This is a genomic window from Sphingobacteriaceae bacterium, from assembly GCA_002319075.1.
Classification (GTDB): Bacteria; Bacteroidota; Bacteroidia; order B-17B0; family Aurantibacillaceae; genus Aurantibacillus.
This window is the reverse complement of sequence record NVQB01000001.1, coordinates 4,378,669-4,398,495: the sequence shown is the minus strand read 5'-3', so window position 1 is coordinate 4,398,495 and position 19,827 is coordinate 4,378,669. Positions and strand designations below refer to the sequence as shown.

At 37.4% G+C, this 19,827-nt stretch carries 13 protein-coding genes; 4 read left to right on the top strand and 9 right to left on the bottom strand.

The genetic code is table 11. The features are described 5' to 3' along the window. Positions 1 to 7: 7 nt before the first annotated feature. From CNR22_19000 to CNR22_18960, 9 genes are all read right to left on the bottom strand, one after another. Positions 8 to 505 carry a hypothetical protein gene (locus CNR22_19000; protein ID PBQ33782.1) on the bottom strand — a complete coding sequence of 166 codons (498 nt, stop codon included), beginning with the start codon at positions 503 to 505 and terminating at the stop codon, positions 8 to 10. A 12-nt stretch (positions 506 to 517) separates the two neighbouring features. Further along, entirely contained in the window at positions 518 to 997 is a 480-nt protein-coding gene (locus tag CNR22_18995; protein PBQ33781.1) for a hypothetical protein, read from the bottom strand. A 17-nt stretch (positions 998 to 1,014) separates the two neighbouring features. Next, positions 1,015 to 1,947, bottom strand: coding sequence for a hypothetical protein (locus tag CNR22_18990; protein ID PBQ33780.1), 933 nt, complete (start codon positions 1,945 to 1,947; stop codon positions 1,015 to 1,017). Between the two features lie 152 nt (positions 1,948 to 2,099). Further along, positions 2,100 to 5,117 (bottom strand): ABC transporter, encoded by a 3,018-nt coding sequence (locus tag CNR22_18985; GenBank protein ID PBQ33779.1) that lies wholly within the window; start codon positions 5,115 to 5,117, stop codon positions 2,100 to 2,102. Continuing rightward, the gene (locus CNR22_18980) at positions 5,114 to 6,187 is read right to left on the bottom strand and encodes a hypothetical protein (protein ID PBQ33778.1); all 1,074 of its coding nucleotides are present in this window, start codon (positions 6,185 to 6,187) and stop codon (positions 5,114 to 5,116) included. Before CNR22_18980 ends, CNR22_18985 begins: the two co-directional genes overlap by 4 nt. A 5-nt stretch (positions 6,188 to 6,192) precedes the next feature. After that, positions 6,193 to 6,570, bottom strand: coding sequence for a nuclear pore complex subunit (locus tag CNR22_18975; GenBank protein ID PBQ33777.1), 378 nt, complete (start codon positions 6,568 to 6,570; stop codon positions 6,193 to 6,195). Between the two features lie 53 nt (positions 6,571 to 6,623). Continuing rightward, positions 6,624 to 7,166, bottom strand: a complete 543-nt coding sequence (locus CNR22_18970) for a hypothetical protein (protein PBQ33776.1) — start codon at positions 7,164 to 7,166, stop codon at positions 6,624 to 6,626. After that, positions 7,150 to 7,710, bottom strand: a complete 561-nt coding sequence (locus CNR22_18965) for a hypothetical protein (protein PBQ33775.1) — start codon at positions 7,708 to 7,710, stop codon at positions 7,150 to 7,152. The genes CNR22_18970 and CNR22_18965 overlap by 17 nt, the downstream gene beginning before the upstream one ends. A gap of 2 nt (positions 7,711 to 7,712) precedes the next feature. After that, complete coding sequence (locus CNR22_18960) at positions 7,713 to 8,699, bottom strand: hypothetical protein (protein PBQ33774.1); 987 nt, start codon at positions 8,697 to 8,699, stop codon at positions 7,713 to 7,715. 189 nt (positions 8,700 to 8,888) lie between these two features. On the opposite strand from CNR22_18960, the gene CNR22_18955 reads away from it, so the two are divergent. Genes CNR22_18955 through CNR22_18940 form a run of 4 tightly spaced genes read left to right on the top strand, consistent with a single transcriptional unit; the run spans position 8,889 to position 19,824 of the window. Beyond that, entirely contained in the window at positions 8,889 to 13,223 is a 4,335-nt protein-coding gene (locus CNR22_18955) for a hypothetical protein (GenBank protein PBQ33773.1), read from the top strand. A gap of 19 nt (positions 13,224 to 13,242) precedes the next feature. Beyond that, positions 13,243 to 16,356: a hypothetical protein gene (locus tag CNR22_18950; protein PBQ33772.1), complete on the top strand. Its 3,114-nt coding sequence runs from the start codon at positions 13,243 to 13,245 to the stop codon at positions 16,354 to 16,356. Beyond that, positions 16,349 to 17,938 carry a hypothetical protein gene (locus CNR22_18945; GenBank protein ID PBQ33771.1) on the top strand — a complete coding sequence of 530 codons (1,590 nt, stop codon included), beginning with the start codon at positions 16,349 to 16,351 and terminating at the stop codon, positions 17,936 to 17,938. Before CNR22_18950 ends, CNR22_18945 begins: the two co-directional genes overlap by 8 nt. 20 nt (positions 17,939 to 17,958) lie before the next feature. Further along, positions 17,959 to 19,824 (top strand): hypothetical protein, encoded by a 1,866-nt coding sequence (locus tag CNR22_18940; protein PBQ33770.1) that lies wholly within the window; start codon positions 17,959 to 17,961, stop codon positions 19,822 to 19,824. The last annotated feature ends 3 nt before the right edge of the window (positions 19,825 to 19,827 follow it).

The following is a 19,827-nucleotide window of genomic DNA, read 5'->3' as shown; positions in this document are numbered from 1 at the left end:
TTCTCAGCTATACTTTTACAATATAATATTTAAACGAAGTGGTAAGCAGGCTATATACTTTATAATCTTTCCCTGCCGCAGTTTTCTCTTTCTCAACCTTACTCGCTATTAAATGATGTTCTTTGCTGGCGTATTTAAAATTATCGATCCGCAGATCCCATTTTTTAATTTCCTTAAACATGTAGTACAATTCATCAACGGCGTTCTTCTCAGGGTGTGTTTTTAAATCTTCAAGTAGCTTTGCTACCGTAAAAGTGATTGTATCATTTTTAATAATGAATGTCAGGGCTTCTATTTCATGTAGTTGAACATGTTCAGGTAAATTTATTTTACTTTCCTGCGTTTTTAAAATAGAATAATATTTGCCATTCGATTTCACAAAAGCATAAACAGGAACTTTTGTTTTGTTTACTTCTTTTGTATCCAGGTAAATATTGAGGACTGGATTTTGAGAAAAGGCGATATGCGTAGTGCATAACAGAATGATTAAAATTAAGCGCGTCATATTAAATCTGTATTATTCTTTAACAAGGGAAGAAAAAACACCTAGCGCACAACCTTCCATACCATCCAGAAAACTGAACGAAAGACAGTAGTTGCCGGTAGTTTTACATTCAAACTCCAATTCATTATAAAATTTTTTAAATGTTACATTATAGGTTGATCCTAAGAGAAACTCCTGCTTCTCGTTGTTGTAAATGCAGAGTATTGGCTGGCCTTCATATTCTGCATTTCTTACGGCAAAAAACTTGTAACGCACTCCCCTGTTCAATGTTATAATTTGTTTCTTATACTCGGTCTCCGCGTCTTTCTTTTTTTTCTTCATGTAAAAAGGAAATTCCTGGATCATAGTAAATTTTTTCAACTGATCTACGGCAGTTGCGGTCATCTTTGAAGTGCTGCAATCTCCTTTCTTAAAAGTAAAAAAACCAGAACACACAAAAATTAAACTTAGCGCCAGAACCAGCAGCTTGATTTTTTCCTGTACTTTCTTCATATAGCCTGAGCGTAAAATTATTTGTAAACTATAAAAATCGCATTTCTTAGTTTGGTAATTTCTCTGTCAATCGCTTCCAGATCTTTAGCCGTTACTTCCACTACCGATTCAGAACCGTCTTCGATCACCAACTCACCGTTTACTTCCTTGGTTACAGGTTCTTTGTATACGTAAGAGACTTTTACGTTTGCATAAACATCTTTCAATCCTTTTAACTTCTCTTTTAATTCTCTGTAGTAAGCGATCTTATCTATTTTATCGAGAATAGCGTAAATATTGTTTATGATAATTTTTTGCTCGCCTATGCGTTTAGTGATTTCTTCTGAAGGATTTTCTTTTGCGATGTTATTAAACATGTGAAGACCTTCTACCCAGGAGCCAATAAGAATAAGTACGCTCAGGTCGCCACGTTCTTTGCTGCGAAGGTATTCATCGATGTGGTTAAAGTTTTCTGTTGAAATACGGATCAAAGAATCTACATTGTCCCTGTTTTTTGCCAGGTTGTTTAAGGTTGAGAAGTCTAGGAATTGGTTTACTTTTAATTCCTTGGAAATGGTGTTTACACTTTCGAGGTATTCAACTACATAAAGCATCTTATTGTTAAGGTTAATGTATCCAAGATCCACGCCGTAACCACCAAGGGCAAGAGCCTGTGTATATTTATTCGGAAAGTTTACTGCATTCTGAGCAGGAATTAAAAGCTCTTTTTTAAAACTACTTTTAGACTGAGTGATCAGATTTGCCGTCTCTATAGGCGATGGCAGGGTTTGCATCATTTCATCCAAAACATCTCTTGAAATAGAAATACTTTGTGAACTGTCGGCGGAATCATTCATTAATTCCGCTTCCAACTCTGAGTTTTTGGAATTGCCGCAGCTCATAAGGATTAGAGCGGATAAAGCGATCATTGTTATTTTTTTCATACGTTTACTGTTGTTTTTAACTATCATTATTTTTAGGGATGGGCTAAGCAGTGAATTTTTACAGGCGTTTTGGCAATGCATTTTGCTTCACATTCGTCTGACTATTTTATTTTGCAAAATTGGTTTATTGTTTTTATTTTATTATTGAGTTTATATTTATTTCTTCTAAGGGATTTCTCTTACTTCATCTTAGTAAAAACTCTCTTAAACACATCCAGATAAAGGAAAAGGAATAAGACACCATTCATTAACCAGATAACTAAAAGATTAAAATAATAAGTGGGTATAAGCTTGTTAAAAAGATATTTACTTGCCGAAAGAAAATGAGTTCGCGTGCTGAATAAGGTATTTTTATTGTCGGGATCCTGAAAAACGGGATCTACAATCTGAACAAGGGCGTTATCTTCCACAACGATTTTTTCTTTTACAAGACTTCCTGTCATAATCTCGTCGAGGCTATTGCTAAAATAATTCAGCTTCTGTTCTTCGCACCTGGCTTCACTTCCGAGCATCTTTACCTGTTTTGCTATAAACTCTTCTTTTAATCTCGAAGCATGATTAAATTTTTCTCCATAAAAGGTGTTTAAATTCTGCAGATAGGCTAAAACAGATTCGGAATTTTTAAAATCCGGAAGCTCGTCTTTAAAACCGAGTTTTTTAGATTCTACGGCATCCTTTTCAAGTTCCGTTCTTAAAAGATCCGTTTTAGCAATGAACTCATCTTTCAATTGAGGATCTCTTGCTTTTACGATCTCTTCTAGTTTTGGAATAAGATAAACCAACTTGTAATTAAACTTGGATTCTATTTTTGAATAAATAAACCTGTCTTTATTATAAGGATTAGTGGTATAAAGATCTACAGCCAGGCCTTCGTAAGCCCAACGGGAAACCATCATGTTAGCCACCAAGGGAACCTTATAGCCGCCGCCAAATAGTGCGCTGAGTTTAGAATAGCTGAACATTGCGCCACCCAAAATTAATTGTGGAATGATGATTAAAGGAATGATGATGTAAATGGTAACAGGACTATTAAAAGTAGAAGAAAGAATAAGTCCCAGAATATTTGAAAAGCAAAACACCGAGAACAGCATGAAGAAAAAACTCAGGTAACCCGAATGAATTTGCAGAACAAGGTTGCCTATTGCCACAAATAAAACAGATTGAATAGCTGAGATGGCAAAAAGTAAAATAACCTTGGAAGACAAATAAGATAGTCTGCTCAAATGAAGAAATTTTTCACGCTTTAAAATCTTCTGATCTTTAAAAATTTCCTCTGCGCTTATCGTTAAACCAACTAGTAGTGCCACAATGATGGACATAAAAAAATACGAAGGAATATTTGTATTGTGGAAATAACTGTAATTTTCTTCTTTTGTTTTATCTACGTAGCGGATGATCAAACTCAGAAAGAGCACTAACACAGGCACTTCTACCAGGTTAATCAAAATATATTGTTTGTTGGATAGTTTAGAGAAAAAATCTCTCAGAAAAAAGTACTTCGTTTGTACAAATCTATTCGGCACGCTAAAGGTGCTTTGTAGTTTGCCCATTACGGTTTTTACATTTATCTTTTCAAAAAACCGCTCTTTGTAGTATTCATAAAACTTTACAGGCTGAATTTTTCTTTTGTCCGTGTAGTTTCCGTACTCATCAATTTCTTTTAATTCCACCAGGTTAAAAATTGTTTCGGGGTTCACACTTCCACAAGCATAACACTCCCCTACTTCACTATTTATCTGGTTGGTAATTTTTTTAAAATACATTACTCCTTCAATGGGGTTTCCGTAATAGGAAGGATACCCGCCTGTGTCGAGAATCAGTATCTTATCGAACATTTTAAAAATATCGGACGAAGGTTGATGAATAACCACAAAAATTAATTTCCCTCTGAAAGTCAACTCTTTCAAAAGATCCATTACATTTTCAGAATCCCGGGAGGAAAGACCGGATGTTGGTTCATCTAAAAACAGAATGTGCGGCTCACGAATCAATTCAAGCGCAATATTGAGACGTTTCCTTTGACCGCCGCTGATTTTCTTATTCAGAGGGCTTCCCACCTTAATGGTGGCTATTTCGGCGAGTCCCAGGGATACTAATGTTTTGGAGATTTTCTGAGTAATTTCATTTTCACTCAATCCTTTAAAACAAAGTTTTGCATTGTAATATAAATTTTCAAATACAGTAAGATCTTCAATTAAAAGATCGTCCTGTGGCACATAACCAATGGCACCTTTTAGCTCTTCACTATTTTTGTTCAGATCAAGGTCATTAATCTTCACCAGGCCGTTAGAAGGCTTTTCCTGTCCCGAAAGAAGTGTGAGTAAAGTAGTTTTACCAGAGCCGCTTGCTCCCATTATTCCTACTAAATTACCCGAAGTTTCAGCAATTTTTAATTCATTCAGTGCCTTTTTTCCATTAGGAAATTTATGCTCAGTAATGTGTGCTTCAAAAGAAAAAGACTCTCCGGCCTGATCTTCGGTAAACTTAGAAATGATGTTGGAATAATAAATTGTTGTTTGCGGTAAGCGTAAAGTGCTGCCGTGCGGAAACAAATAAATGTTCTCAGGTTTTATAACTACTCCGTTTAAAAACAGTTCTACACTTCCATGGTATTTTAAAAGAATAATGTTTATGTTTTTTAAATAAATAAACTTACAATTACCCTGGTAGTGCTGAAATGGCAGATAGTGCTTACAGTTACAGGTCTCCTTGAGACTTTCTTCTCCAATTACAATTTCATTTTCACTTGTTTCTTCCTGTCCTTCAAATAAAAAGTTTTTTATTTCCAGGAACTCCTGTTTTTCAATTTTAAAAACATCGGCAACAGTTTCTACGATCTGAATACGGTTGATAGACTTTTGAGAATCGTTTTTAAAGAATTCTAACAACCTTATTAATACAATTGTTTTTTGTTTTTGTGCAAGTGTCTTATTAATTTTTTTGCAAATAGCCAGCGTTCTTACCGAATCTTTCATCGACGTTCGCGCTTTGTCTTTCACTTCAGCGTTAACCGGTTCTGGTTTTGCTTCATTTAAAAACTCATTGTAAAGATCGAGATACTCCTGCACACGATCTACACTCAACTGTGAAGATAAAAAATCGAAAACGTACTTTTCGTGATTTTCGATCAATACACCATCCTGTTTAGCAATAATGGCAAAAAGCTGCATTAATGCCTTTAAAATTTCTTCGCTCATACCAATTCTTCTATTCCGTCGCTTATTAAACAATTTGAAAAACCCTTTTTATAAATGCCCGCGAGATGTTCGCCAAACTCGCGCATGTCGGTATCTTCCGGATCGAAATACCAGTAAATGTTCACCTCTTTAGCGTCTTTAGCCATGGTATCGCATTGCCTGCATAGTCGTACCAGGAATTTTGAAGTGTAAGTATTAAAATAGTCGAGCATGATAAAAATCTGAAGTGGCTTTTTCCCCATAGAGGCATAACCGTCGAGCCATTCAAGAATCGGTGTAAAAAAATTTGTGGGCGAAAAAGGGGATGAGGAGCCGGAAATAATAACTTTCCCGTTTTCGGGGTCGAGCACTATTTTAGGCGTATTGCTGGTAGCAGCCAGTTCGTAATATTGAAAAGGCCTGTGACTTAATACTGCTTCCACAATTTCGTCAAAGGTATGGTAACCAAAATCGTTCATTAAATAGTTTCCTGACGTAACAATGTCTATTTCTTTAACGCTTACTGCTTCTATAAAATGATAAGGGTTATTTTCTTTAATAAAAACTTTAGAAAGGAACACGCCGTATTTTTCAAAATACTTCAGGTAAACAATTTCATTGTTTCTGTTTGCTGCATGCATAATGTGAGCTCCCACATGAACATTTAATCCACCTCTTTTTTGAGCCGTAAAATAAACCGCTTTAATTTTGTCAGTATAAGGCTCTTCGTTAAGGAAAAAAGAAGTGAGCTGCTGTTTATCCTCATCACTAATTGCTAACAGCTCTGCCAGCTTACTTATTTTATTTTCCGATTCGCGCACTCTTTTTTTTGAATAGGAATTAAAATATTTATGAAAAAACAGTACGAAGATGTAGAATGCAGCCACAGGGTCGGTTACATCAAATTCCAGGGGAATAGCATTTTTTGGCCAGGGTCTTAAGCTGGCAAACAAAGATTTTAGTTTTGCTATCTCTGAATTATAGGTAAAGGTTTTCCCAAGAGCAAGTAAATCCTTGTCGGACTTCTTTTTGCCCGCGCGCAAAAGTTCCGTAATATACCCGGAGAGGTTAACCTGTGATTGAATTCTCATTTTTTTTAACAGGAAATTAAATGGAAGGGAATTTCTACCAGCTCTTTGTATTCTTCGCCAGCCTCTAACATATCGTCGTCTGACTCAAAATAATACCATTCTATTTTAAGTTTAGATTGTTTTGCTTCCATCATATCTTCCAGTTTCATTAAGATATCGAGGATAATTTTAGAAGAAGCTGTATTGAAATATTCGAGTTTGAATTTAAAAGTTGTAGTTGGCGTGTCGGTGTCTGAAAACACTTCAAGCCATTCAAAAACCGGCTTGTAAAATGTAGTTACGTCTTCTGGCAGAGAACGTCCTGAGATCAGGAATTCATTTGCCTCACCGTTAAACGTAATTTCTGGTGTGTCTTCTGTTGCTGAGATGTTGAGCGTTTGCATAGGGAATTATTTGTTTGTAAAGTATTGGTAAATAGAATTGCTTGTGGTTTATGTTAGTTACTGCTGATTTTACTGTGAAGAATAAAGAAAGAAAAGTCATTATCAGAGTCATAGAATTTATAATCCAAAGGATTTCCCGATTTTCTGACCATGTCGATAAATCCGAGTCCGGCGCCACCAACCTCGCTGATTACACTGTTTAAACGAGCCGTTTTGTAATGTTCTTTTAACTCGTCTTTATTTAAAGAATTGATGAAATCAATTTTCTTTTGCACTATGGCTATTTTATCATTCTTGATAAAATTTCCGGTAACCACATTGTATGCCATCTCTTCCTTGCCTATCATTAAAAAAGGATTTTGAACATGCTCATTTGTTACCAGCTGATGTTTGCATATATTTTGCAAACCTTCTACCATGACGTTAAAAAGTTTGCGGCGCAAACCTTCTTCGATATTTTCCTGAATTAATTTTTTCTCTGTCATAGAGATTACAGACTTTATCATTACCTGGTCAAAAATTCCCTGGTAAATAAGGATAATCTTGTTATCCGACATGGTCTTATAAATGTCGTAGATATTAATTGTAGATTCCATCTGTAAGTTTTAAATTGGAAATAGTTGTTTTAAAAGATAAAAAAGTGTTTTCATCGTCAATGCGAATCAACTCGTAATTTATTTTCTCTTTTGTTTTTTTAGAGATGTCCAGAAGGCTCATCAGTAAAGGGTTTTGGTTGGCAAGTTCTTTGGTACTTAATTCACTGTAAAATTTTGTTTTTACCTCTTCCGTTTCCAGGCTATTTACTATATCCAGTAGTTTTTGAATATTATCTGTTTCTGACTTTTTCATGGCGCAGCCGAGATGAACCGTATACTGATCATTATTTTTTCCAATGAGAAAAATATTATCTCCGGTAAACTGGTCGTTTTGTTCGATGCGCGACAGATTTTGCGCGCACTCAATCATAAAGTGAAAAATCTTTTTCTTAATTGTGGTATCAATTTCGAGGCTTGTTAGTTTTTTATCGGTAATATTCAGGAGCGACAGCAGCAAACCCTGATTAAAACTTCCCATGATTGACATGACAAATTGGTGGGCTACCATTTTATCATATATTTTTTTTGTTAAATCTATTTTCATAATTAAAAATTAAGGCCTAAAATTAAAATGTCGTCTACCTGTTTATTCGTGCCCTTCCACGCTTCGAGATAAGTGTAGAGTGTTTCTTTGAATGACTGCATTTCGAGGTGAGCATTTTCTTCCATGAACTGTTTCAAATTACGGGTCATTAATTTTCTTTTTTCAGGGCCTCCTGTCTGGTCGGGCAATCCATCGGTGAACAAAAACATACTATCGCCCTTTTTATAAGGGAGCACATGATCTGTAAATTTGTTAAGTCCTTTGTAATGCATGCCCCCTATAGGAAATTTGTCACCGCTGATTATTTCTACTTTGCCATCCTGCAAAAAGAAAAGGGGGCGGTGTGCTCCGCTAAAAATAACTTCAGCTTTCTTTTTATTAATGCAGCAGAGGCCAATATCCATACCGTCGTTGGAGTTACCGTCTGACGAATCCTGTTTCAGTGTTTTTACAACTGCCTCGTGTAATCGTCTTAAGATAACCGAGGGCATAAGCATTTCACCGTCGTTTACAATATCGTTTAATAATAAGTTGCCAATCATCGACATCATTGCTCCCGGAACACCATGACCAGTGCAGTCTACAGCCGCCAGATACAGATAATCTCCCGTTTCATACAGCCAGGGGAAGTCGCCGCTGATAACGTCTTTTGGGAGATACAGAATAAAACTATCCGGATTGTAAGATTTAAGATCGTGCTCTGTTGGATTGATTGCCAGCTGAATCTTACGAGAATAATTAATACTTTCAGTAATACGTTTATTTTGACTTTCAACAATTTGCCTGGTATTGTTTAGTTCGTCGAGTGTTTCAGAAAGCTTCTTTTTCATCTCCCGTTCGCGCCATGTGGCAGCAACAAGATGATTATTTGTTTCTTCGAGTTCTGTGAAATATAACTTTAGTCCGCTCAATTCTGTTTTTAGGTTTTCATTTTCCTTTTGCAGCATTTGAATGGATTCCGTGGGCACTATCTGTATTTCTTTTTCCATAATGATGCTACAAAATTACCCTGCCAACCTGGCAAAAATCTAAGGGTTGTTTGTAAAAAAACTAAGGGTTTTATTTAGGTAAGAATAGTGTTTCCCCCTTATAAAAAAAGAGGTAATTTAAGTACATTTGATGTATAGTAACTACATACTATTGAGAATTCGTCACACCCGGATAAACAATAGAATTGCATGAGCCCTTTACACAACTTAATTGAAAAGCAAAAGCTTTTGTTTGAGCTTTCGTCGAAGTATCTGGAACTATCGTTCGATGAAATATCGGTAGAAAGCATCTGTGATGATATGCTTCATCTATCGGAGGCATCTTACGTGGTCTTAAATTTGCTCACGCCTGGAGGACAAACCACAAAAACGGTAGCGGTATCTGGTATTCAGAAAAATATTCAAAAAATCTTCGGTCTATTTAAGCAAAAGCTGATTGGCAAAGAGTGGCCATTGGATGAGCAGCTCTCTAATGGCATGCAATCCCATTCATTGGTATACCTCGGAGAACTGGAGGATGCCAATAGCTTTTTCAAAAATATAATTGGCGACGTTCTTAAAAAAACATTCAACATTGGAAAACTCTACAGGCTCGGTTTATTTGATAAAGAAAAAGTGGTTGGCGACCTGGTACTTGTTTTAAAAAGAGATCAGCAGATTGAGTACAATGAAGAGATCGAATATTTCGCAAAACATATAGGGCGTTTGATGTTGCGCATCGAAAAGGAACGAGAACTTTCGGAAGAGAAGCTAAAGCTTAAGGTTATATCTGAGAACTCTCCTGATCTTCTGCAAATAGTTAATAAAGAGAGAGAGATACTTTTTATAAATAAAAGTAAGCTTAACAAAGCTTCTGATCTTCTTGGAAAAAACATCCTGACGTTTGTGCCGCAAAAATACAAGCAACTTTTTGACTCGTGGCTTAAAGAAGCCTTCGAAACAAAAAAAATAGTTCGCGGTAAAATGACTGCCTGGGGTCCGAATAGCGCCAAAACACGGTATTCTATGCAGTTTATTCCTTTGCTCAGTAACAAATCGGTAGAATCTGTGTACATCATTTCGACCGATGTAACAGAAAATGAGCGACTGCTTGACAAGCTGAATAAACAAAAACTTATTTTTGAACAAGCCGGTCACCTGGCTAAGTTTGGCGGATGGGAGCTCGATTTTGAGTCGAACACAATAGTGTCGAGTGAAGCCCTTTCTGATATCTATGGGCTAAAAAAAGGGACCATAACTTCTTTTGATAAAATATTTTCAACCTTTGAGTGGGATGATCAAAAAATACTGATCAATTCTATCCTCAAAGCAAAACAATTGGGACAAAGTTTTTCCTTTGAGGCCCACCAAACCACATTTGATGGAAACAAAAAATGGCTTAAACACTTTTCTAAACCAAAATTTGAAAACAATAATATTACCGGACTGTATGGCACAACGCAAGACATTACCGAGCTCAAAACTTTAGCAGACGAACAAAAAACAACAAGTAACCAATTAGCTCAATTTCAGTTTGCTTTAAATGAGGCCAGCATTATTTCCAAGACAGATGAAAACGAAATTATTACTTTCGTAAATCAAAATTTTGAAAACATCAGTGGTTTTTCTGCCGCCGAATTAATTGGAAAATCACATTTATTAATTAACGCGCACTATCATTCGCCTGCTTTTTGGGAGCGTCGGCATGCTCAAGTATCCAGTGGCCTTGTGTGGCGCGGAGAAATAAAAAACAAGGCAAAAAACGGTTCTTATTTCTGGACCGATACCTTTGTGATTCCGATTAAAAACACTGTTGGAAAAATTGAAGAATATTTATTTATCAGGAATGATATTACTGAAAAAAAACATAACGAGTTTGAATTAAAACTCACTAAAAACAGGCTTGATAATGTGCTCACCTCTATTGAAGACGCTATCTGGTCTATTAGTTTATCGCAAGGTGAAATGCTTTATATTAATCCTGCGGGGGAAAAATTATTCGGATACACACTTAAAGAATTTAACGCTGAAAAAGTTCTCTGGCAAAATTTATATCAGCCCGAAGACGTTCAACTTAGATATCTGAAAAGAACAGAGCTGTTTGAAAAAGGCTATTGCGAATTCGAACAAAGCTCAGTTAAGGATGGTAAGAACATTTACTTTTTTGTTAGGGTATGGTTGATTAAAGACGACAAAGACAATCGCTCGCGGGTAAACGGAGTAACCTCTGATATAACCGCCCGGAAAATTGCCGAAAAACAACTTGAGAAAAACAACAGACTTTATGAAAAATTAATCTACCAGGTACCCGGCCTAATTTTTCAATTCCGCATGAAATCGGATGGGAGTTCAAATTTCATGTACATGAGTCAAAAGTTTAAACCGCTGCTGGGCATAGATACCGACGGACTTTTAGAAGACGCTTCAGATGCCTGGAGAAATGTACATCCCGACGACACACTTAAATTAATCCAGGGCTTTCAGAAATCGGCACAAACCTTAGAGGATCTAAATGTTGAATTCAGGGTAAATCATCCTGATCATGAACTACCACTCTGGCAGGGTATACAAGCCACGCCGGAGTTGCAGAAAGACAACTCAGTGGTATGGTACGGGTATGTTGCCAATATTGATTTCCAAAAAAATTACGAGCGAAAGATTTTAAAGGCTGAAGAAGAAGCAAAACGTTCGCATGATTTTATCAAAAAGATCATCCGCCAAATTCCCGGAACCGTTTTTCAATTAAAAATCTCAAACGAAGGAGAAACCGAATTTATTTTCCTGAGTGATCTTTTGAAACCTCCCGGAAAGGATTATTACAGTACCATGCCTCATTTGAGCCAGGTTTTCGATATCATTCACCCGGAAGACAGGAATGCTTTACTGAATATCCTCGACACGTCTACAAAGCAAATGAGTTCCATTAACATGGAAATAAGGCTAAAATCAGACCTCACAAACAGCTATTCCTGGAGACTTTTACAAGCAACTCCCGAACGTGATAACAACGACAATATCATTTTCTACGGATACCTGGGCGGCATTGACGAAATGAAATCGGCCCAGTTAAAAATACTGGAAGCTAAAGAAGAAGCCGAGAGAGCTAACAAAGCAAAAACCGAATTCCTTGCGAACATGAGTCACGAAATACGCACACCTATGAATGCGGTGTTAGGATTTTCTGAACTCTTAAAAGGGAACACCAAAGGGCCAAAATACGAAAGCTATATAAACGGTATTCTTTCAGGAGGTAAAAACCTGCTTTCTTTGATCGATGACATTCTGGATCTTTCTAAGATTGAGGCAGGGCAGATGAATATTCAGAATGTATCTGTAAATGTAGAAAAACTGGCAAATGAGTTCCGGCAACTTTTCGCTCAAAAGGCTGAGGAGAAGGGAATTGAGTTTATTATAGATTTTGAAAAGGGACTTCCGAAAAACATACTTATTGATGAAACACGTATTCGCCAGGTACTCTTCAACCTTCTTGGCAATGCATTTAAGTTCACACACACGGGTTCTGTAACACTTTCGATATCTGAGATAGCAAGCCATGAGGATAGCAAAATCTCGCTGATATTCAAGGTAAGCGACACCGGCATAGGCATTCCACAAAATCAGCACACCCTTATTTTTGAATCCTTTAAACAACAAGATGGACAAAGCAATCGTAAATACGGTGGCACAGGCCTTGGGTTAACGATCACAAAACGCCTGGTAGATATGATGAATGGTACCATTCACCTGGAAAGCGTAGCCGGCAAAGGCGCTAGTTTTTCTGTTACCCTTCACGACATTGACATAGCAGTGGTAAGAGAAGAAGATGATGAAGCGATCGTTGAATCTCCTGACTACACTTTTGAGGGACAAAAAATTTTACTGGTAGAAGACGTTCCATCCAACAGAGAAATTATTAAAGGATTTTTAGAGCCTCTGAACCTGGAAATCACCATTGCGGAAAACGGACAGGATGCGCTGGATATTTTAAAATCAAGCCTTCCCGACCTTATTTTAATGGACATGATGATGCCAATTATGGATGGATACACTGCCACCAGGATTATTCGTGGAAAACCGCGCTACGATAAAATCCCGATCATTGCCCTTACAGCTTCAGCATTAAAACAAAGTGAATTAGAGATCAGAGAATTTTGTAACGACTATTTAAGAAAACCGGTAAGTAAAAAAGCTCTGGTGCAGGTGCTGGGTAATTTTCTGGAGCATAAACTCACCCATAAAAAAAAGAAAATCACTAAACCCCAACGTGATAAAACTTTTCCTGAATTATCGTTTGAAGCAAGAGAACTCTTAAGACAAAATTTTCTTGATTACTGGAAGGAGGCCGCCAGATTAATGAGCATAGATGACATTATTAAATTTGGTCAACTTCTGCTGGGTTACGCCATTAAAACGAGAAACAGTGATCTGGAAGAGTACAGTAAAATGCTTTTGGAATTTGCCGATAATTTTGAGATAGAAAAAATGAACGCCACTTTTTTAGTCTTCTCCAGGTTAATCGAAGATCCAACAGACTGCCCTAAGTAAGTATTTAATTTGCAAGCGCATGGAAATAAAACGACCTACAGAAGCAACTTTGAGCAGAGAACCGGATAGTCAGGACCATCTGCTCGACATCTTATCTAACTATTTTGGGCATGATAAAACACATTTGTCGCTGCAAACCATTTGCGACGACGCGTTAACCTTATCCGGAGCGAGCTGGTGCCTGATTAACATTTTTAAAGAAAAGACAGCACTACTGGAAACACATTGTGTATCCGGCTCTATTGAAACGGCGAACCGTCGCCTGATCAAAGCTACCTGGCTGAATGAAAGTTTAATGGGTGCTACTGTGCTTGCTGAAACATTCACACAGTGTTTGCCAGACGATTCACTTTCCCTTTATGGTTTAAAATGCTCGAGCCTTAATTATATCGGAATGGTAAATGAAGGGCGTTCGCTGGGCTCGTTAGTGCTGGGTTTTGAAGAGCCTCATGTATTCTGCAGTCAAAAATCACTTACCTATTTTATCCAACAGGTACAAAAAATAATTCCTTTCCTTTTAAAAGAGAGCGAAAAATTAAATGCTCCTATTGAAGAGAATGTCCTGCTTAAAAAGAATGACAATGACATTGTTTTTGTGATCGACAAAGAACTTTGTGTGATTGACACGAATACCAATACATTTCCGTCCGAAGGATCTGGTTTTATGGCAGACGCCATCCTCCACATTGTGCCTGTTAACCTAAAAGCTACTTTTCTAAAAACACTCTCACATTGTTTTGACTTTGGAAATATTGACTATTTAGAAATACCTTTGTTGTTGGAGGGAAAAACAACTATAGTGTATGCTATAAAGTTTATCCCCATAAAGAAAGACAAACAGGTTACATCCGTCTGTATTATTGCTACCGACACCGAAGAACAAAAACACATACTGCGCGATTTTACGGTTTTACAGAATTTCTCGAAAATAGGCTGGTGGGAATTACATGTTCCATCCAATAAACTTTTATGGTCTGAAGGTTTGTACCGGCTGATGGAACTGGAGCCCCACGAGATAGAATCATCCGACGATCTCTATACAAAATACATTCACCCGGAAGACGCTCCTTATGTTTTGCGTTCCTACCAAAAAGCCCTGAAAGACGGAATTACCGAATACGAAATTTCTTACAGGCTGTTGATGAAAGACGGTAGAATAAAATGGATTACAGACAAATGCATCACTTACTTTGATGACCACGGAAAACAATACCGGTCACTTGGAATTATACAGGACATCACTCAGTTAAAGCGTGCCGAATTAAAACTTAAAAAAATAAACGGAGCTTATAAGCGTTTGAATGACCAGGTACCCGGCATTATTTTTGAATACCAGATTTTTGAAACAGGCGAACGGCGATTTAATTCACTCAGCGAGAAGGCTGCCACACGATTAGGAGTTGATGTGGAAGTACTAAAACAAAATGCCGAATTATCCTGGAAACAAATCCATCCTGAAGACCTGGAGCGGATGAAACTTGCCTTTGCTGAATCTTCACGTACTCTAAAAAGTATTAACCTCGAATACAGGACCATACTTGAAGACCAGGGTGGAAAAATTTCCTGGAAAAAAATGGAAGCTAGTCCTGAAAAACAGGAAGACAATTCAAGAATATGGTACGGTTATATCTCAGAATTTGATGATATGAAAGAAGCTCAGCTTAAAATACTTGAGGCTAAAGAAGAAGCTGAAAGAGCAAATAAGGCCAAGACGGAGTTTTTAGCGAACATGAGTCATGAGATACGTACCCCTTTGAACGCTGTTTTAGGATTCTCGGAACTCTTAAAAGGAAACACTAAAGGGCCAAAATACGAAAGTTACATTGATGGTATTCTATCCGGCGGAAAAAATTTACTCTCACTTATTGGTGACATTCTTGACCTTTCAAAAATTGAGGCCGGACAGATGACCATTCAAAGCATGGCGGTAAACCTGGAGAAACTGGCTAGTGAATTCAAACAATTATTTTCTCACAAAGCCTACGAAAAAGGCTTAGACTTCATTATCCGCTTTGAAAACGAATTACCAAAAAATATACTCATCGATGAAACACGTATTCGTCAGGTATTATTTAACCTTTTAGGCAATGCGCTGAAATTTACACACCAGGGATCGGTTACCCTTTCGATAGAAAGCATAAATAAAACAAGAGACCAAAGTAAGATCTCTTTACTTTTTAAAGTAATAGATACGGGCATTGGTATTCCCGAAAATCAGCATCAGCTTATCTTTGAATCTTTTAAACAACAAGACGGGCAAAGTAATCGCAAATATGGAGGAACAGGTCTTGGATTAACCATTACGAAACGACTCGTTGACATTATGAATGGAAACATTACACTCGAAAGTGAAGCCGAAAAAGGATCCACTTTTTCTGTTATGATACCGGACGTAAGTGTATCGAGTATAGAAGAAGATGAATGCGCGGGACATGAGTTTAATTATAAGTTCATGGGCCAAAAAATTTTACTTGTAGAAGATGTTGCTTCCAACCGCGAAATAATAAAAGGATTTCTCGAACCTTTAAATCTTCAGATAATTATTGCCGAAAACGGGCAGGACGCTATAGACTTGCTTAAGAAGGAAACACCCGATCTTATTTTAATGGATATGATGATGCCTGTAATGGATGGGTACACTGCTGTAAAAATTATCCGTAAAAAAAGGAAATATCTGAATATTCCTGTTATTGCTCTTACTGCATCAGCTTTAAAACAAAGTGAGATAGAGATCAGGGCCTTGTGCAACGACTACTTGCGAAAACCCGTGAGTAAAAAAAATCTTGTGAGTGTGCTCAGTTGCTACCTTGCACATAAAATTCGCACAGACGAAGAAAGAATGCCTTTGCCGGAACAAAAAGAATTTCTTGTGAATGATCTTTCAGAAGATTTACGACAAGAGCTTAGCGCCAACTTCTGGAACCACTGGCTCAAAATATCAAAACTTATGAGTATAGACGACATCATTAGCTTTACAAATAAATTGAGCACCTATGCTTCTACCATTCACAGTAAATCATTGGAAACACATTGTGAGAATTTATTAAAACATGCTGAAAACTTTGATATTGAAAAAATGAATGCTGCTTTTTATGCACTTAAAACCGTTTTGAACGACTACCCCAATGACTGATCCGCAACTCTATACAACGTCGCACACAGCGATAGACCAGCACCACAGCCGTCTTAACCGGCCGCGCATCATGATTATAGATGACTCTTCGGCCAACGTAAAGATCATAGCATCTTTACTGAGCAAAGAAGGTTACGAAGTACTTACAGCTTTGGATGCCCGCAAAGGAGTGCTGATTACCGAATCAAAACTCCCCGACCTTATACTGCTTGATGTGATGATGCCTGACATGAATGGATTTGAAGTATGCAGCCTTCTAAAATCCAAAAAAAAGACCCGGGAAATTCCCATTATTTTTATCAGCGCACTTTCGGAAACCGAGAGTCTTTTAAAAGGACTTGAACTGGGAGCCGTGGATTACATCAGGAAACCTTTTAACCCCCCGGAAGTACTGGCGCGTGTAAAAAATCATTTAAAAACACACACCTCTTCAGGGCAATTAGGTGCGCTTTTTGAAAGCAGGTATCATTCTTTTATAACGCTTAATAAGCAACTCGAGATCGTTGCGTTTAATGAAATAGCAAACGAAAGAGAATTTCTTTTTAACCAAAAATTGTATAGGATCGGTGATTCAATATTACATTACATTCCTCTTGCTAACAGACTTTCCTTTGAAACAAAAGTAAAAAGCGTATTTACCGGGAAAACACTTTCTTTTGAACGGAAATACGATGCAGATAACAAGCACTACTGGTTTCAATATCTCTTGGAGCCTATCCAGAATAAACAAGGCTCAATAGTTGGGTGCCTTGTAAACGGAACCGACATTACCGAAAAAAAAGAATATGCAATAAGGGCCAACGACTATCACAAAAAGCTTAAAGACATTTATACTGAAACACAGGAAAGCCTGTCTTACGCGAGTTACATTCAAAAATCTATTTATCCACAGCAAGCAATACTGAATAAACAGTTCCCGGATCACTTTATACTTTTTAACTCCAAAGAAAAAGTCAGTGGTGATTTTTACTGGTCGCACCGTTCGGGAAACAAAGACATTCTTGTGCTTGGCGATTGCACGGGGCATGGAGTTCCAGGTGCCTTATTAACTACCATAAGTATAGTATTACTCGAACGCCTTGTAAAAGATAATAAGATTACCTCTCCTGAAAAAATTCTTTCACAAATGGATGTTTTGGTAGCAGAAACCCTTAAACAAAAAAACGGCGGCATGCATGTGGGGCTTGAAATGGCAATTTGCGTGTTTGACAGAAAATCAGGCACTCTTAATTATGCGGGAGCAAAACGCTCACTGCTGATGGCACACGGAGACGATATCTTTGAAGTGAAAGCCAGTCGCCATGATATTGGAGACGGGAACGCTAACAAAACCTTCCAAAAGCATCTCATTCATCCCGTACAAGGAAGTTGTGTATACCTGCTTTCAGACGGTATAACAGACCAGATTGGCGGGAGCAAACAAAAAAAATTCATGAAAAAAAATTTAGAAAAAATTATACTTTCAGCAAACGCAAAACCGATGATTGAACAGAAAACAATTTTCCAAAATGCCATTTCAGAATGGAAAGGCAATGGTGAACAAACCGACGATATGCTTTTAATTGGAGTTAAAATTAAATAAACCCCCATACCCTCCCAAATATGACCACCCATACAACCATACTCATAGTTGATGATTCATCAGAAAATCTCAAGTTACTTGGCAATAGTTTAAAAAACGCCGGCTTTAACATACTGGCCGCCCTCACAGGTAAACAAGCGCTGGCACTGGCGGCAGGCAAACAGCCCGACCTGATACTGCTCGATGTAATGATGCCTGAGATGAATGGCTTCGAAGTATGTGAAGCGTTAAAACAAAACGACTCTACTTGCAGAATTCCCATAATCTTTTTAACAGCATCGGTTGAAATTGAAAGCATTAAAAACGGTTTTGATGCGGGTGGAGCTGACTACATTGCGAAGCCTTTTAACCCGGATGAATTAATTTTACGAATAAAAAATCACCTCAAACAAAAAACAGAAAGAGAGAACCTGGAAAGAGAACTGCGGTTCAGATCTTATGTTTTAAAAAATATCAGTAACGGTATTACAACTCCCCTTTCACAGCTCCTGCAAAACTCCGATCTCCTTTCCCAAAATTCGTTTCCCGAAGCTTTTAAAATAAGCCTTGAACAAATTAATGCCTCGGTAAATGCCATCATGAAATTCACCAGCAATTTAACCGACCTGGTATATACAGAGGAACCAAATAACAGTAAAGAAAATCAAGAAGTGTTCAGGTTAAAAGAACTGTTAGAAATTCTTCAGACCAAAGTAGACATTACGCTAAAAAACACCGCGAATAATTTTGTAATTGATGCTCATGCCGTTCCTGACTTATACACAGGCAATAAAAATAAATTGCTGCAAGCATTAGTGCGGCTTGTTAGTGCGCTGCTTAATCAGTCTGAAAAAGGGTTTATTACTGTTACAGCAAGCGTAAAAGAACGGCGTGATAAATACGATGTTATTTTACTGGAGATTAATAATCTTTACAAAGAAAAAGGATTTGTGGCCGAAACCTATGACAGCTCGTCTTTGCATGAAATAAGCCTGCTCACTGCAAGAGAACTTCTACTTTTTGTTAATGGAAAAATTACAAGTACACCAGGGGCTTCTTTAAGCCCCAATTTCGCGATTGAAATTTCGTTAGAACGCTTTGTACACAAAACACAGCGTGAAGAAAAACCAAGCTGTGCGTCTTTTTCGGGAAAAAACATTTTAGTGGTAGAAGACAGCGAATTGAATCAACGCCTGATTGAAAGCGTACTTCAAAGTTACGGAGCGCATACTACAATTGCCACCAACGGTGAAGAAGCTCTGGAAAAAATTTTAAGTCAACCCTACGATGTTATTTTAATGGACGTGAATGTTCCTTTATTAAACGGGATTGAGGTAACAAAAGTTATACGGAACCGACATGCCATACAAACTCCCATTATAGCCATATCAGGATATTCAGACAAAAGCTCCCTCGAAAAATGCAAAGATGCGGGTATGAATTCTTTTCTATTAAAACCTTTTGAAATAAGCGATCTTCACAAAATAGTTTTAGGTGAGTTTGAAAAAAACAAAAATCCAAACGCTGTGGCAAAAGTTAAAAACTTCGCAAACATTGCAATACAGGTTAAAGAGGTGAACCAGTACAATTTAGACCGGTTAAACATCCTTAGCAACGGCGACCAAAAACTGATCAAAAACTGGATGAATCATTTTAAAGACCTTGTAAAAAAAGGGATTTTAGAAGTAGATTCTATTATTAAGGCAAATGACTATTCGACGGAAAGTAAAATATTTCACGAACTGAATAATTACACCAGCTATTTTGGTGTTGAACTGCTGCGTGAGTATTTAAAGGACTTGCCAAAGATCCACAAAAGTGCTTCAACAGAAGACCTTATGGATCATTTCAGGTTAATTGCCGAAGAACTTATAAATATTGACTGTTATTTTGAGTCAGAACGCTGAACA

What these genes read in the sequence shown, in the direction of transcription:
- CNR22_18965 (PBQ33775.1), bottom strand. Translation starts at nt 7,710, where the DNA reads ATGAAAATAGATTTAACAAAAAAAATATATGATAAAATGGTAGCCCAC.
- CNR22_18960 (PBQ33774.1), bottom strand. Translation starts at nt 8,699, where the DNA reads ATGGAAAAAGAAATACAGATAGTGCCCACGGAATCCATTCAAATGCTG.
- CNR22_18950 (PBQ33772.1), top strand. Translation starts at nt 13,243, where the DNA reads ATGGAAATAAAACGACCTACAGAAGCAACTTTGAGCAGAGAACCGGAT.
- CNR22_18985 (PBQ33779.1), bottom strand. Translation starts at nt 5,117, where the DNA reads ATGAGCGAAGAAATTTTAAAGGCATTAATGCAGCTTTTTGCCATTATT.
- CNR22_18995 (PBQ33781.1), bottom strand. Translation starts at nt 997, where the DNA reads ATGAAGAAAGTACAGGAAAAAATCAAGCTGCTGGTTCTGGCGCTAAGT.
- CNR22_18970 (PBQ33776.1), bottom strand. Translation starts at nt 7,166, where the DNA reads ATGGAATCTACAATTAATATCTACGACATTTATAAGACCATGTCGGAT.
- CNR22_18975 (PBQ33777.1), bottom strand. Translation starts at nt 6,570, where the DNA reads ATGCAAACGCTCAACATCTCAGCAACAGAAGACACACCAGAAATTACG.
- CNR22_18980 (PBQ33778.1), bottom strand. Translation starts at nt 6,187, where the DNA reads ATGAGAATTCAATCACAGGTTAACCTCTCCGGGTATATTACGGAACTT.
- CNR22_18990 (PBQ33780.1), bottom strand. Translation starts at nt 1,947, where the DNA reads ATGATAGTTAAAAACAACAGTAAACGTATGAAAAAAATAACAATGATC.
- CNR22_19000 (PBQ33782.1), bottom strand. Translation starts at nt 505, where the DNA reads ATGACGCGCTTAATTTTAATCATTCTGTTATGCACTACGCATATCGCC.
- CNR22_18945 (PBQ33771.1), top strand. Translation starts at nt 16,349, where the DNA reads ATGACTGATCCGCAACTCTATACAACGTCGCACACAGCGATAGACCAG.
- CNR22_18955 (PBQ33773.1), top strand. Translation starts at nt 8,889, where the DNA reads ATGAGCCCTTTACACAACTTAATTGAAAAGCAAAAGCTTTTGTTTGAG.
- CNR22_18940 (PBQ33770.1), top strand. Translation starts at nt 17,959, where the DNA reads ATGACCACCCATACAACCATACTCATAGTTGATGATTCATCAGAAAAT.